Raw genomic sequence first — 13,932 nt, forward strand, 5'->3', positions numbered from 1 at the left:
AGAAATGGCCTAGTAGATGAGATTAAGAAGAGGTCAAAATACCTCAAAATAGGGAAAAACTTAAGAAAATCATTAAAAGGGGTTCGGAATGTGACCATTCCGAACCCCTTTTGTCGACAAACTGAGAAGAGGCCAAAGAGGCCTCTTCTTTTTTGACTAATGTACGAAAATTGAATTCAATAGAGTGGCAAAACTTCTTCTCATTATTTTTCAATTTCTACTATGATTGGTTTAAGCTTATATCTTTCATCCGGTGCTTTACTATTTTCATCACGATATATTTCACCATGTTCATTCGTTCCATCAGCACTCAACAATCTGACAATCGGTGTGATAATTAATGTAGATGCTTTAGGATCTAATTTTTCAAAAGTAGTAGTCTGGCTTATAGATTCATCATTACCATAGCCACCATCTGGTCTGCCCTCATATATATTTCCTAAATTATCTTTTACTTCAACACCAAATATCTTAAAGTCCCACTTATCATTTATTTTTTTATCGGTGGAAGCACTGTATTTGATAATAAACGACATAGGTGTATATGTTACTCTCGTCAAATTAAAGGTGATTCCTTCATGCACCCTATTAATTCTAACCAATTGCTCACGACTTTTTATTGCCTCTAAACCAAATTGGAAATCCCAATTTCCTTTTATCTCCTCGTTCCTAACAAATGAATCAACCATAAACCCTTCAATTTTAAATTCAAAATTCTCCTCAGTAAGATTTGTTCCATTCAGACGGAATCTTCCAATCAGCATACCGGCATATTCATGAGCACCTGTTTTTTTTATTTCAGTATTTCTTGCATACATATTACTTTTCTCACCGTCCAAATTAACAAGAACACTAGGGAATTCCCCAAGATCTTTCTCACTCTCTATCTTGTAAGTGACATATAGGGTTCGCCCATCAAACACCGCTTCATTGAGGGTTACTTTTATCCCTTGATCTTCCTTCACAAGATTGAGCATATTTGCATTCGCATCATACTCCTTATATAAGCCATTATCATTAAAGAACTTGAAAATTCCGCCTATTATAGGAATCTCTTCTGCGAAAGTCGTAAATGATAAGCCAAATAGAGAAGCTGAGGAAATCCCAATAGCTATAGATGCAGCCGTCATTGTTTTTTTCCATTTCGAAGATTTATTCATGTGAATTCTCTTTTTCATTTCCTTTTTAACTTGCTCTCTTTCATGTTTACTTACTTCTACATGCTCGAATTCATTTATATCAATGTCAACATCGTTTAAAAGTTCATAAATGTCCTTCATATAAATAGTTCCCACCTTTACTAGAGATTTCATGTTTAAGCTTCTTTTTCCCACGATGAATTCTGTTATTAACCGCTGACTTCGTCATTGCTAGCTGTTCCGCAATTTCCTCTGAGTTAAAATTCATCAAATACCTCATCATAAATATTCTTTGATCGGTCGGTTCCAGCTGGCCGAGCAATTCCATCAGATCATCCTCGTGTTCAAGCTCCATCGAGGGTGAAGGCGGTACTCTTATATGCTCCAAAGGGAGTTCCTTCTTTTTGACTCCCCTTCTGTAATAATCAATCGCACGATATTTAGCAATAGCACAAATCCATTTCTTAAAATCTGTCTCACCATTGCCGCGAAATTGCTGGGCATTTTGCCAGATGGATAGAAAAATATCATTTACACATTCCCCCACCATCTCTTCCTGACGAAGTGGTGCGATTATTTTATGTACAATTCCTTTTATAAGAGGCAGATAGCAATCAATAATATATTCAAGAGCGTCTTCCTTTCCAGCTTGGAGACGTTTAATAAAGTTCGATTCATTGGATTTCATAAATTTTCTCCTTCACCTTTTTGTAAAAGCTTTTACACTATAAATAACGAAAGGAATAAAAATATTTTCTCATAAATCATTAAATTATTTTAAATTTCCTAATTATTTTACATTATGGAAAATTCATGCGAAAATAGGGAACAAAAACCAACAGAGATTGGAGCGATGGCATGACTTCCCACATAAGAGTTAGAGCTTGTGCGCTTATTATCGAAAGTAATTCCATTTTGTTAGTAGAATTCAATGACCATCGAGGCTTACATTATAATCTTCCAGCTGGTGGCGTAGAAGCTAATGAATCAGTTATTGAGGCAGTGATCAGAGAAGCGAAAGAAGAGGCTTCCATTAATGTGGAGGTAGGACCATTGGCGCTCGTTTATGAATATGCTCCGCACTTGAATAACGATAAATATGGGAGTATTCAATCGCTGCAGCTCATGTTTGATTGTAAAATCATTAATGGGACCACTCCCCAACTACCAGCTAATCCTGACCCTAACCAAACCGGGGTGAAGTGGATTAAATTGAATGATTTACATTCCATAGATCTTTACCCAAATATTCAAGAACAAATTATCCAGTATTCAAAAACAAAGGAAACGATTACCTACATAGAAGTACAGAAATTAGAACGATATGTAAACATAGACGACTGATTCGATAAATCACTCTGTCACTTGGAGGTCTTTTTATGAAAAAAATAATCAGCTTCGTTTTATTGCTTATATGGCTCAGTTCTTCCACTGCACAAGCATTATCTTGGGCCTATCCTTTCGTTGTCTGGGAAGGTAAAGTTTATGAAGTAAAACAGGAGGAATTTATAGATGCTAGTAAGATTGGTAAAATAATCGGTAAAGTTAAAACGACAGCCGACGATATGACTGGAGAGTATTACGGAGATGCGTCAAACTACTATCCTATAGGGACGGAATATTTTGCTATACAGGGGGTATCAGTCTCCTCAGCAATTGCCGTTAAAGAAAATGAAAAGTGGATAAAAGCGGTTTATGTTAATAAAGCTCCTTTTCACATCATGAACATTGTTAGCAACTTCTATTTCCTTTCTGCTCTCGTCATTTGCATACTCATTATCACCACAAAGATAGTGCGCAAACTTAAATCCTAAAAAACGAAAACGCCATCGACATTGCATCAACAGCGTTTATCTCGTTCAATTTTAGTAAAGCCTTGGCGCATTTGCTAAAATTCGAATACGATAGGCATTTTTGGCAACCTCTCCTAAATGCTCCATTAAGTTGTAATTCGCATACGCTCCAACAACAGCCCCGATTCCTGGTACGAGTTGCAACATTTTGACAAAGTCAATAAAATCACGATACTCCTGCTGGAATTGCTGCCAGTCCATATCAATGATTTCCTTCTTCCGTTCCTCCCAATTCTCAATGATTTGGATTGTTTCTTTTCTTTTTTCATCGCTTGAAAAAGCAAGTTGAAAAATATGAAGGATAAACAGCCTTTCTTCATATTCCTTCGTATCAAAACCGTACACTGCAGCCGCTTCAAAAAGAAACTTCATCTTAATGGACAAGAGCAATGGAAAGTCTGCTAAACCGAGCAAAATTCCTCCAGCCCCTGTTCCAGCACCTTCAACTGTCGCTGTTTTTTGATAAACAGCCATTTTTTCCACAAGCTTTTTCTCTCGCTCTTCCAACGATAAATTTCTAGTCATCTCCATTTTCGTTGTAAAGCTGGAACCCGCTACCGTCATTTTCACCATATTTTTAATGCTATCCGTAATAACACTATGGACTTTTTCCGGAATCTTTTCATTTATTTTTTCCTGAGCTTTTTTCGATACTCGCTTAATTAAATTGGATCGTTTTAAAAGCTTTCTTTTCCATTCTTGAACTTCCTCGTAAGCTTTTTGTTCATAATCGTTCATCGTGGATACATCCTTTAACAACGTGATAATATAGCATACGGCTATTCATCAAAATGGTTTCAAATAATATCCACTATCCTTCCCCCAAGGAATCGATTCTATGTTTTTTTAAACCATCGTCTTTCTTCTATAAAAGTTTACAAAAACGGAACTAAAGACAAGACCAGCACCAATGGCAATAAGAGCAGTTATCCATTCAGCCTTTAAAAACAGGGGCACAGATAACAATAATGTTTGAATCATTAAGATTTTCGTCAAAAATCCCTTGAACGAGCTGCTCTTCAATGATTCCTCCACTGGGTACAATTGAATCCAAATTTTATTTTGGTGGTGATTCCATAATGGGAATAATTGAAAACCGGTTAGAAAAAGCAATAATAAAACGAACAATATTTGTCCATTTCCAAAGGTAATAAAATAAAGAGCGAGTACTCCAATGATTGTTAAACGCATAAATATCCCAAAATAATCTCCACCGCGAATAAATGTATGTACATACAAATGTGTATACACATTCTCATGTTGATACTTTAACATTCGCGAAATCCAGTCCAACCATTTTCTCCTTTTCACCTGGTCCCTTAATTTCGGAACATCAGTGAACATGTTTGCCAAGCGATAAAAAGACATCATGCGCTTTTCTTCCTGCTCAATTAAATAATCCCATTTAACTCCCATTTGCTTTGTCTGTGAAAAATAAAAAGCATAGAGAAGGGCATACATCACCATAATCGACATAAAAAACCAAAGCGAGGCATGTGAAAATAACAAATACAGAAATGCACCGTTTACAAAATAACGAACCATCGAATCGATTCGATGTACATTTACATCAACATATAATTGAACTCTCCAGCGAATTATAATATTTAATCCTTTTAACAAGCTCATGAGTGCAAAAAATAGAAAGAAACCACTGTAGCTGCCTTCATTTACATGGGCATACATCGGCATGAAAATTCCTAATCCAATGAATAACAAATACAACTGCACAAAAAAGCTGACAATCATTGAACGTTGAAAATAAGGTTTAAGTTTCTCCTCAAGAGGAATGAGAAAAATTCGGTCGGCCTCCAATAAAAAAGTAAAAATCGGACTCAAAGTGAGCAAGAGCGCCAAACTAGCAGCCATAATAATTGCCACTGGAAAATCGGGGCTTAAAGTATGAATCCATTCTTGATAATAGTAAGCTGCCGTTCCAATTAAAAACACGAGGATAATAACGACATGTCCGTTAAAAATATAGCGAAAATACTTACCAAGTTCTTTAACTGTATTCCCAAACCTTTGCTTCCATAGAACCTTTTCATTAAACATAATCTTCTTCCTTTGTTAACTGAATATAGAGATCATCCAAAGTAGCATTTGGCATTGAAAATTGCTCTCTTAGTTCCGCTAACGTTCCTTTCGCCCTTACCTGCCCCTCGTGTAAGATGACAAAGCGATCACAATATCGTTCTGCCGTTGCCAAAATATGCGTTGACATTAATATCCCCGCACCTTCATCCTTCATTTTTTTCATTAAATCTAAGAGTGATTGAATTCCTAATGGATCCAATCCAACAAATGGTTCATCGACTATGTAAAGACTCGGTTGAACTAAAAAGGCGCACATAATCATTACCTTTTGTTTCATCCCCTTTGAAAAATGGGCTGGGAACCACTTTAAACGTTTATTCATGCGAAATTCTTGCAATAACTCCTCTTTTCTCTGGACAAAGATTTTTTTATCGAGTCCATAAGCCATTGCCGTCATCGACAAATGTTCATCTAATGTTAATTCATCATAAAGAATCGGAGTTTCAGGTACAAAAGTAAACTGTCTGCGATAAGTTTCTTTATTGTCTTGAATCGCCTTTCCATTGATGAGAATATTTCCTTTTTGCGGTTCCATTAAGCCAATAATATGCTTGATCGTTGTACTCTTTCCTGCTCCATTTAGACCAATCAGTCCGACAATTTCCTTTTGCTTGACTTCAAACGATACATTTTTTAAGACAGGGTGCCGAGTATAGCCACCTGTTACATCATTGATTTGCAGCAATGTCATCATCAACAACTCCCAAACGTAATTAGCCTTATTTTATCAAATTATTTTACTAAAAAATAGAAATAGCCCTTTTCGATTGCCCTTATTGTTGAGAATGCTTCCCGCAGCTCCCCTCTTCTCCCTTCATATTTCACATGCATAATTCAGAGAGTACAGGACATGATAATAATCGAAGGGGAAATAAAAATGATGATGTAAAAATCATTCAAACTTAAAGTGGGGTGTCTGTTGCAGGCATATAACACTTAAGTAAAGCTTCCTATGTTCAATAAGGGGATGGTTGTAATGGACAATCAGTTCATGTAAACCAAAAGATCTAACGTTACACACATTTATAAAAATGGGGTGTTGGCGAAAGACTATCTACCCTGCTTTATACGTTGAGAAACATATAAAGAAATAAGGGGATGGTACGCTTGAACTACAGATCGATTTCTCACTAGATAACAATCATGTAAAAATGAGGTGTTCATCAAAGAGAAATAACCCGATTATAGAACAAATGGAATAATTTTCCCCTTCACACGGCGGGCGGGATTCCAAGCGAATCCTGTCCGTTCTTCTTTTTGTTTACGTTATTCCTGTGGTAAAATATACTAAATAATATGAAAAGGGGCTTTGAGAATGAGTGATTGTATTTTTTGCAAAATTGTTGCCGGTGAAATTCCTGCAGCAAAGGTGTTTGAGAATGACCATGTAGTGGCATTTCTAGATATTAGTCAAGTAACAAAAGGACATACGCTTATCATTCCGAAAATACATAAAGAAAACCTATATGAACTAACACCTGAAATAGCAGCTAATCTTTTTGAGGTGGTTCCAAAAATCGCAAATGCTATAAAATCAGCATACGAACCAATTGGCTTAAACCTACTCAACAATAACGGGGAAAAGGCTGGGCAATCCGTTTTCCATTATCACATCCATTTAATTCCCCGTTATGGAGAAGGTGATGGTTTCGGTGCTGTCTGGAAATCACACCAAAGCGAATATAGGCCAGAGGATTATCAACAAATCGCAAGTGAAATTAAAGCGAATTTATAAATCTTTGCACTAACCAAGGATGTGCAGGAAACTACATCCTTGGTTAGTCGTATAATCCCCAAGAACCCCGCAATTTAACGGGACACACTTTACTCCTCTATAAAGTGGATCTTTAAATATTTTCTTCTTTTATGACAATTTTGAAAATGATCATTTACACTCCCTTTTATATTCTGTAGAATTTATCACATAAAAACTTTGATTCTTTAAAGCAATATTGTAAAAAATTTTTGCCAGTGGAGGTTCATAAAATGACTCGAGCACTCAATTTTAATGCAGGGCCTGCTGCGTTACCAGAAGCAGTTCTTCAAGAAGCGCAAAAACACTTATTGAATTTCAATGGGACAGGAATGTCTGTTATGGAATTAAGTCATCGTAGTAAAGAGTATGAAGAAGTTCATGCTGGTGCCCAACAACAACTGAGAAAACTATTAACCATTTCTGAAGAATATGAAGTCCTTCTTCTTCAGGGGGGAGCTAGTCTGCAATTTTCCATGATACCGTTGAATTTATTGAAGGAAGGAAAAATTGGCTATTATGTTTTAACAGGGTCCTGGTCTGAAAAAGCACTGAAAGAAGCCAAAAAAGTCGGCTCTACTGCCATCATTGCTTCCTCAAAGGAAGAGCAGTACCGTTCCATCCCTTCTCTAAAGACAGAACCGCTCGATGAGGATGGTGCCTATCTACATATTACAAGCAATAATACCATTTATGGGACTGAGTGGAAATCGTATCCCTCTAGCTCTATCCCTCTTATCGCTGATATGTCCAGTGATATTTTAAGCAAGCGCATCAACGTTGAGCAATTTGGACTCATTTATGCTGGAGCTCAAAAAAATCTGGGCCCATCTGGGGTAACGGTTGTGATTATGAAGAAAGACTTGATTACTACTCCGGATGATCATTTACCAACAATGCTGAGCTATGAAACGTACAGCAAGAATCAATCGCTTTATAATACTCCTCCAACTTTTTCCATTTACTTATTAAAGCTTGTCCTTGATTGGGTAGAGCATGAGGGAGGGATAGAAGCGCTAGAAAAAAGAAATCAAGAAAAAGCAAAAATTCTCTACGATGTTATCGACGAAAGCGATCGCTTCTATTCAGGTCATGCAATACCTGATAGTCGCTCCAATATGAATGTCACCTTTACCTTACCATCTGAAGAAAAAACGAAAGAATTTTTAAATTTAGCCGAGGAAAAAGGTTTTGTAGGTTTGAACGGACACCGCTCTGTTGGCGGATGCCGAGCTTCTATTTACAACGCTGTACCTGTGGACCATGTTGTCCAGTTAGCGGAATTTATGAAATGGTTTAAAGCGCGTTCTTAATACTTCTAGACGAAATGAATGTTTATGATATAATAGTAGAAAGCTTTTCGCTACAGGCAATCAGTGCACTGTAGGAAAGGCAAAGTTAGATTAGCCGAGATGAGGAGAGATGAGAAAATGAAGACGAAAAACCTTGTTGCACTTGCCCTATTAGTTGGGATGGGTGCTGTATTGCATGCGGTGATGCCAGGCATCGTGTTCGGAATGAAGCCAGATATGATGTTGGCCATGATGTTTTTAGGGATCATTTTATTCCCTGACAGTAAAAGCGTTCTGCTCTTAAGTATTGTCACTGGGGTTATTTCTGGTTTAACAACCACATTCCCTGGGGGACTGATTCCAAATATCATCGACAAACCGATTACTGCCTTTGCATTCTTTGGACTATTTTTAGCTCTTAAAAATTTCCGTTCAAACATTGTCAGTATTGCAATTTTAACAGCATTAGGTACAATTATCTCAGGAATTGTATTTTTAGGCTCTGCCTATTTAATTGTAGGCTTGCCAGGGCCATTTGCAGCTCTCTTTGCAGGTGTTGTACTGCCGGCAACTGCTGCTAATACAATTGCTATGATTGTCCTTTACCCGGTAGCCCTAACAATTGTTAAGAGAACAAAGCTTACAACCGGGCAAACCGTCAACAGCTAAAAACTTTGTGCATAACAAATTTGGAACCCAGACAATGGGTTCCTTTTTTTTGTGTCACCGCAACGCTGTCACAAACATTCCGAGCAGCAAGAAAATGAGCCCAGCAAGAGCTAAGGTGAAGGCTCGTCTCTTTAAAACTTGTTTAGGCGGGTAAAAACCTGGCTTTTTAATGGACATTGTATTATAAACGGCCCCAAAGATAAGAACCATACTTAATGTAAATAATCCAAAAATGACACCATCCAATTCTGCTCACCCCTTTTTCTCTCCAACAATAAATCCCATTTTTTAATTTCAATCGGCCTCTAAAAAAAGGTATAATACATATATATGCAATATTTCTCTCGCTATGAGACGAATGTCAAAGCTCTTTTTCATTGATTTCAATTGTCCAAACCATACATATTTTTAAATAAGGATGATTGCTATTTTTTAAATTTTACCTACATATCAAATTTGAACGTCCTGCGTTTGGCACATTGACGAAATAAATATTAATTGAGGTGAAAGCAGTTGAACAAAAAATCATTCATGCTCGGGTTATTAATCGGAGGGATCTCTGCAGGAGTTGCTGCCTTACTTTCTGCCCCTGCTTCAGGAAAGGAAACAAGAACATACATAAAAGAAAATACGCATATGTGGAAACAGCAATTACTTGAATTAACACATGATCTTGAGAAGATAAAAGCTTCCCTTGTAGTTCTTACCAAAGAAGGAAAAGACAATATTTCTTCATTTTTAAAGGATGTAAAAATCCTCCTTGAAACATGGCAGCTCGAAATGAAGCCTCATGAAGAGCAGTTAAAGAAAGAACTTCATTCCATCCAAAAGACCATTCAGGAACTAGAATCCTCTCTTAAATGAGCAAAGGTTTTGAATGCAAATCCTTCTTTTTCAGATTTTTTATATACGGGTTTTGTACAACATATTGTTGACAACCGACTTTTGACTCATTTCCTGTGATTTCCACATCCCCTATTAGGACTTAAGTCCATGAAATGACTTTTCATGGACTCAAAGAGAAAATGAGCTAAAATCAGTGCCAACATATAAAAAAACTTATAAAAAAAGAAGGATTTTTTTAATTAAAAACAGAAAAGTAATATATTATAAAAATGATCATTTTGTAATGAAACATTTTCTCTTCTTAATCGTATTTTATTTAGAGTTACCAGATAAATAACTATCAGTAAATATTTCCAATCCATTGTTTTGACTATATATGCAATGTAGAAAACCTTTATGTCATCATATTTGTTTTACATGATTATTAATTCATTTTACAATCTATAAAAAAATTTCTAAAAATTTAGTATATTTTTTCTTTATTTCTCATTGTTTTCTTGGCATAATGAAATAAAGAATATTAAAGCGGGTGAATTTGGGGATGACAGAAAAAAATTATACAATGAAAGAAGCGATGATTTTCAGTCAAAGAATTGCACAGTTAAGTAAGGCCTTATGGAAGTCTATTGAGAAGGATTGGCAACAGTGGATCAAGCCAGCAGACTTAAACATTAATGAGCACCACATCTTATGGATAGCGTATCATTTAAATGGCTCGTCTATTTCAGATGTTGCTAAGTTTGGAGTAATGCATGTATCCACTGCCTTTAACTTTTCAAAAAAGCTTGAAGAAAGAGGATTACTCGAATTCTCTAAAAAAGAAAGCGACAAGCGCAACACGTATATAAAATTAACCGAAAAAGGCGAAGAGGTTTTACTAAGTCTTATGGAGACTTACGATCCTGATAAAAATTCTGTTTTCTCAGGAGCTATGCCTTTGAAGAATTTATACGGAAAGTTTCCAGAAATAGTCGAAATGATGGCGATTGTACGTAACGTATATGGGGATGACTTTATGGAAATTTTTGAAAGATCCTTTGAAAACATTGAAAATGAATTCGATGATAAAGATGGCTATTTAACCAAAAAGGATCCCTCAAAAGAACTAGTAATAAAGGATTAATTTGCAAATTTTTGAAGTTGTAACATTAATGGCAAATATAGTCGTTGGCGGAGACAAGCTTCAATCGTCTCTTTTGGTTCAAGGCTTGGGTGCAAGTCTCGTTTGAATCTTTTATAGAGCGATTCAAAATAGACAAAGCCCTCCTCTTGTTGCTCTTCAAGTGCAACTGTTAATTTTTCACAAATAGAGTGAAAATGTTCAACATCCTTTTTACTCAATGATTTTTCGACAATTAATTTATAAAATTGATCATCGCTTTTGGATATCATCTTCAATAATATTGATTGATGATATTCAAGGCGATTGATTTTTTCTAGCAAAGTATCAAGGTCCATAAAACAACCTCTTTCGGGTATATTATTAAAAATGAGACAAATGTTAATCCTATGTCCGCTCTTATTTTACAGAAACAAAACTAAAAATGAAATACGAAACCTATTGATTTTTTTATTCTTTGATCGTAAAGTATCAGAAGTGGATCATGATTTGCATATTTATATCCATAAATACCTAACTTACTCCTTATGGAGGATGATACTTTTGAATTGTTGGAAAACGATAAACTATACTAAACAATATGGACCTCAAAGATTGTTTATCATATCATTGATGACGATGTTAATAGCATTTATTATATTATATATGGCAATGTCTCATCTGCTCGTTCCGACTACCCTATATGATAATCATTTTGCCGTACTAGTATGCGGATTGCTTCTTATGTATCCACTTCATAAATTTTTGCATTTTTTGCCGATTGCTCATTTAGGAGCAAAAGTAAAAAAGAAAATTGAGTGGAAATTTGGAATATATCCCATTATAGAGATTAGAGTTCATGAACCAATTGCTAAAATATTATTTTTAGTTGCGCTGCTCATGCCATTATTTGTCATAACTGCCCTTTTAAGCCTATCATATTTGTTATTCGAACATTATGTTCACTATATTACGATTTTAATGGCTTATCAGATTGGTTTATCTGTTCCGGATATTCTCCATGCGAGCAATATTATTAGAGCTCCGAGAAATGCTTATATTGAGGAAAATGAAGATGGCTTTGAAATTTTAGTAACGAAGCATCAATAATGCATTACTGATGATTATGCCTAAAGGAGGGATTTTGTGATCATCTCCATTTTTATCGTTTTTGCTATATTTATATTGTTTAATATTAACAAACTAACAAATTCCCTTTGTTTGCAAAAAGAAATCCCTGAAGAAAAGCAAGCAAAGGTGTTTAGAACGATAAATGTCTTAATTACCATCTTGTTAATATCTTCATACATTGAAATATTATACACATAAGCAAACACAAAAAAGAAGAACATGGCCTTAGACCATGTTCTTCTTTTGCTAAAGGACGATGAAACTTTGCGCATTTTTGAAGTAGCGTGTGATCACATCGTCTCTCCCAAGCTGCACAATCTTATAATAAAGGAAATTACTTGAAAACTGTTTGGTATATCTCGGCACTATTTTACCCGACTTTGCCGGCCCTCTGTACGCCCTAATAGTCTTTCATTTTTTTAACATCACATCTTAAATTCTCCGCTGGAGCCCTGTTCAGCGCACCCTTTTTTTCTTATAGCCACGCTGCTCCAACAATGACTAATAGAATGAACAACACAACGATTAAAGCAAAACCTCCACCGTATCCTGCTGCACCCATCATAACACCTCCTTCCAAGATAAGATCGTCTAAATAATCCCCCTACCGAACTGGCAAGTTATCTGTTTTTAATTGGTTCCATCGCTCTTTTTTCAATGCACGGAACATGGAAATAATTGGATTCCCTCTCATCTTGTTGAAGAGGAGCTTATCGCTCTTACACTTTATCCTATGTATTAGTCCTTATTTTGGAATAGGTAGAGTGCCTATTTTTACAGATGAAAAATGGGGATGGATATGGTTTTGTTCTTTTTCCAAATTATGATATAGTATACTTTGTGGTAACCAGTGATACATTTTCAAATAGGTTTTTTATTAATAGCACAAACGAATAAAAAAATATGGGAATGGTATTCTTTATCCTATGGAATGTAGTCACAATCAAGAAATTTAATTATAGGAGTTGTTTTAATGAAAAAGTGGTTCCTTTCCCTATTATTACTTGTGGGAATCGTTACGTTAGCTGCATGTAACAACGGGGGTAATTCTGAAACAGTCGCAGAAACAAAAGCAGGCAACATTACAAAGGACGAGCTTTATGAAGCAATGAAAAAGTCCTATGGACAAAATGTCCTTCAACAACTTGTGTATGAAAAAATCTTATCTGATAAATATGAAGTAACAGATGAAGAGCTTGACGCAAAATTCAATGAAGTGAAAGAGCAATTAGGGGCAAACTTCGAAATGGCCTTAATGCAATACAATATGACAGAAGAAAGCTTTAAAGATAGCCTAAAGCTTGACCTTCTCGTTGAAAAAGCGGCTACTGCCGATATGGAAGTAACAGATGAAGAAGTTCAAGAATACTATGATAACTACAAGCCGCAAATTAAGGCTCGTCATATTTTAGTCGAGGACGAGGATACAGCAAAAGAAGTGAAAGCTAAGCTTGATGATGGTGGAGATTTTGCAGAATTAGCAAAAGAATACTCACAAGATCCTGGCTCTGCTGAAGAAGGCGGCGAATTAGGCTGGTTCGGTTCAGGTATGATGGTTCAGCCATTCGAAGAAGCTGCTTATGCACTGGAAGTGAATGAAATTAGCGAACCTGTCAAATCTGACCACGGTTTCCATATCATCCAAGTAACTGAAAAAGAAGAGAAGAAACCTCTAGAAGACATGAGAGCTGAAATTGAGTACGAAGTAAAAGTATCAAAAATCGATAACACTATGATGACTGAAGCACTTCAAAAAGAATTAAAAGAGGCTAATGTGAAAATTAGTGATAAAGAATTAAGCGGCTTTATGCAGTCTGATGAAGGTGCAGAGAATGCAGAAAATGCAGAAGGAACAGAAGCTGAAAAATAAACAATATTTATAGAAAAACAGTCTGAACAAGGTTCGATGTTCAGACTGTTTTCTTTGGGTTTGTCAAGAAAAGTGTGTAAGTTATTCTAGATACTTCTTTACACGATTCTTCAGGTGGGCATGAATTAACAGTTGATTCATGACCATAGCCCATTGTTGGATATGTCCGCCTTCCCATTTCTT

At 35.9% G+C, this 13,932-nt stretch carries 18 protein-coding genes; 10 read left to right on the forward strand and 8 right to left on the reverse strand.

Features of this window, described 5'->3' with window-relative positions; translation table 11 throughout:
• Nucleotides 1-203: 203 nt before the first annotated feature.
• Nucleotides 204-1,160 (reverse strand): DUF4179 domain-containing protein, encoded by a 957-nt coding sequence (locus PZE06_RS23985; protein WP_275792076.1) that lies wholly within the window; start codon nucleotides 1,158-1,160, stop codon nucleotides 204-206.
• 103 nt (nucleotides 1,161-1,263) lie between these two features.
• On the reverse strand, nucleotides 1,264-1,827 hold the full coding sequence (locus PZE06_RS23990) for a sigma-70 family RNA polymerase sigma factor (protein WP_151026136.1): 564 nt from the start codon (nucleotides 1,825-1,827) through the stop codon (nucleotides 1,264-1,266).
• A gap of 170 nt (nucleotides 1,828-1,997) precedes the next feature.
• Here PZE06_RS23990 and PZE06_RS23995 point away from each other — a divergent pair, with 170 nt between their 5' ends.
• A complete protein-coding gene (locus PZE06_RS23995; protein WP_151026135.1) occupies nucleotides 1,998-2,483 on the forward strand; it encodes an NUDIX domain-containing protein in 486 nt (161 codons plus the stop codon).
• A gap of 35 nt (nucleotides 2,484-2,518) precedes the next feature.
• Nucleotides 2,519-2,953 carry a hypothetical protein gene (locus PZE06_RS24000; RefSeq protein WP_151026134.1) on the forward strand — a complete coding sequence of 145 codons (435 nt, stop codon included), beginning with the start codon at nucleotides 2,519-2,521 and terminating at the stop codon, nucleotides 2,951-2,953.
• Nucleotides 2,954-3,004: 51 nt separating this feature from the next.
• On the opposite strand, the gene PZE06_RS24005 is transcribed toward PZE06_RS24000, so the two are convergent.
• From PZE06_RS24005 to PZE06_RS24015, 3 genes are all read right to left on the reverse strand, one after another.
• Nucleotides 3,005-3,730 carry an EcsC family protein gene (locus PZE06_RS24005; RefSeq protein WP_151026133.1) on the reverse strand — a complete coding sequence of 242 codons (726 nt, stop codon included), beginning with the start codon at nucleotides 3,728-3,730 and terminating at the stop codon, nucleotides 3,005-3,007.
• A gap of 108 nt (nucleotides 3,731-3,838) precedes the next feature.
• A complete protein-coding gene (locus PZE06_RS24010) occupies nucleotides 3,839-5,047 on the reverse strand; it encodes an ABC transporter permease (RefSeq protein ID WP_151026132.1) in 1,209 nt (402 codons plus the stop codon).
• Nucleotides 5,040-5,780, reverse strand: coding sequence for an ABC transporter ATP-binding protein (locus tag PZE06_RS24015; protein ID WP_151026131.1), 741 nt, complete (start codon nucleotides 5,778-5,780; stop codon nucleotides 5,040-5,042). The genes PZE06_RS24010 and PZE06_RS24015 overlap by 8 nt, the downstream gene beginning before the upstream one ends.
• A 624-nt stretch (nucleotides 5,781-6,404) precedes the next feature.
• Between PZE06_RS24015 and PZE06_RS24020 the strand changes: the two genes are divergently transcribed.
• The 3 genes from PZE06_RS24020 (at nucleotide 6,405) to PZE06_RS24030 (ending at nucleotide 8,803) form a co-directional block, all read left to right on the forward strand.
• A complete protein-coding gene (locus tag PZE06_RS24020; RefSeq protein WP_151026130.1) occupies nucleotides 6,405-6,824 on the forward strand; it encodes an HIT family protein in 420 nt (139 codons plus the stop codon).
• Between the two features lie 251 nt (nucleotides 6,825-7,075).
• Nucleotides 7,076-8,155, forward strand: coding sequence for a 3-phosphoserine/phosphohydroxythreonine transaminase (gene serC, locus PZE06_RS24025; RefSeq protein WP_151026129.1), 1,080 nt, complete (start codon nucleotides 7,076-7,078; stop codon nucleotides 8,153-8,155).
• A gap of 117 nt (nucleotides 8,156-8,272) precedes the next feature.
• Nucleotides 8,273-8,803: a tryptophan transporter gene (locus PZE06_RS24030; RefSeq protein WP_151026128.1), complete on the forward strand. Its 531-nt coding sequence runs from the start codon at nucleotides 8,273-8,275 to the stop codon at nucleotides 8,801-8,803.
• A gap of 54 nt (nucleotides 8,804-8,857) precedes the next feature.
• Here PZE06_RS24030 and yhzF read toward each other — a convergent pair whose 3' ends face one another.
• Nucleotides 8,858-9,049, reverse strand: a complete 192-nt coding sequence (yhzF, locus tag PZE06_RS24035) for a membrane protein YhzF (RefSeq protein ID WP_151026127.1) — start codon at nucleotides 9,047-9,049, stop codon at nucleotides 8,858-8,860.
• A gap of 267 nt (nucleotides 9,050-9,316) precedes the next feature.
• Here yhzF and PZE06_RS24040 point away from each other — a divergent pair, with 267 nt between their 5' ends.
• Nucleotides 9,317-9,667, forward strand: coding sequence for a YtxH domain-containing protein (locus PZE06_RS24040; protein ID WP_151026126.1), 351 nt, complete (start codon nucleotides 9,317-9,319; stop codon nucleotides 9,665-9,667).
• A 523-nt stretch (nucleotides 9,668-10,190) separates the two neighbouring features.
• Complete coding sequence (locus PZE06_RS24045) at nucleotides 10,191-10,772, forward strand: HTH-type transcriptional regulator Hpr (protein ID WP_151026125.1); 582 nt, start codon at nucleotides 10,191-10,193, stop codon at nucleotides 10,770-10,772.
• On the opposite strand, the gene PZE06_RS24050 is transcribed toward PZE06_RS24045, so the two are convergent.
• Nucleotides 10,769-11,107, reverse strand: a complete 339-nt coding sequence (locus PZE06_RS24050; RefSeq protein ID WP_151026124.1) for a DUF1878 family protein — start codon at nucleotides 11,105-11,107, stop codon at nucleotides 10,769-10,771. The genes PZE06_RS24045 and PZE06_RS24050 overlap by 4 nt on opposite strands.
• A gap of 196 nt (nucleotides 11,108-11,303) precedes the next feature.
• On the opposite strand from PZE06_RS24050, the gene PZE06_RS24055 reads away from it, so the two are divergent.
• Both PZE06_RS24055 and PZE06_RS24060 read left to right on the forward strand, forming a co-directional pair.
• Nucleotides 11,304-11,858: a DUF3267 domain-containing protein gene (locus PZE06_RS24055; RefSeq protein WP_151026123.1), complete on the forward strand. Its 555-nt coding sequence runs from the start codon at nucleotides 11,304-11,306 to the stop codon at nucleotides 11,856-11,858.
• A gap of 39 nt (nucleotides 11,859-11,897) precedes the next feature.
• The gene (locus PZE06_RS24060) at nucleotides 11,898-12,077 is read left to right on the forward strand and encodes a hypothetical protein (protein ID WP_095309960.1); all 180 of its coding nucleotides are present in this window, start codon (nucleotides 11,898-11,900) and stop codon (nucleotides 12,075-12,077) included.
• A gap of 277 nt (nucleotides 12,078-12,354) precedes the next feature.
• Here PZE06_RS24060 and PZE06_RS24065 read toward each other — a convergent pair whose 3' ends face one another.
• Nucleotides 12,355-12,444: a YjcZ family sporulation protein gene (locus PZE06_RS24065; protein ID WP_137743611.1), complete on the reverse strand. Its 90-nt coding sequence runs from the start codon at nucleotides 12,442-12,444 to the stop codon at nucleotides 12,355-12,357.
• Between the two features lie 408 nt (nucleotides 12,445-12,852).
• Here PZE06_RS24065 and PZE06_RS24070 point away from each other — a divergent pair, with 408 nt between their 5' ends.
• On the forward strand, nucleotides 12,853-13,749 hold the full coding sequence (locus PZE06_RS24070; protein ID WP_151026122.1) for a peptidylprolyl isomerase: 897 nt from the start codon (nucleotides 12,853-12,855) through the stop codon (nucleotides 13,747-13,749).
• Nucleotides 13,750-13,932 lie beyond the last annotated feature (183 nt).

The sequence above is a fragment of the Robertmurraya sp. DFI.2.37 genome (assembly GCF_029211245.1).
Taxonomy (GTDB): domain Bacteria; phylum Bacillota; class Bacilli; order Bacillales; family Cytobacillaceae; genus Robertmurraya; species Robertmurraya methanolica_A.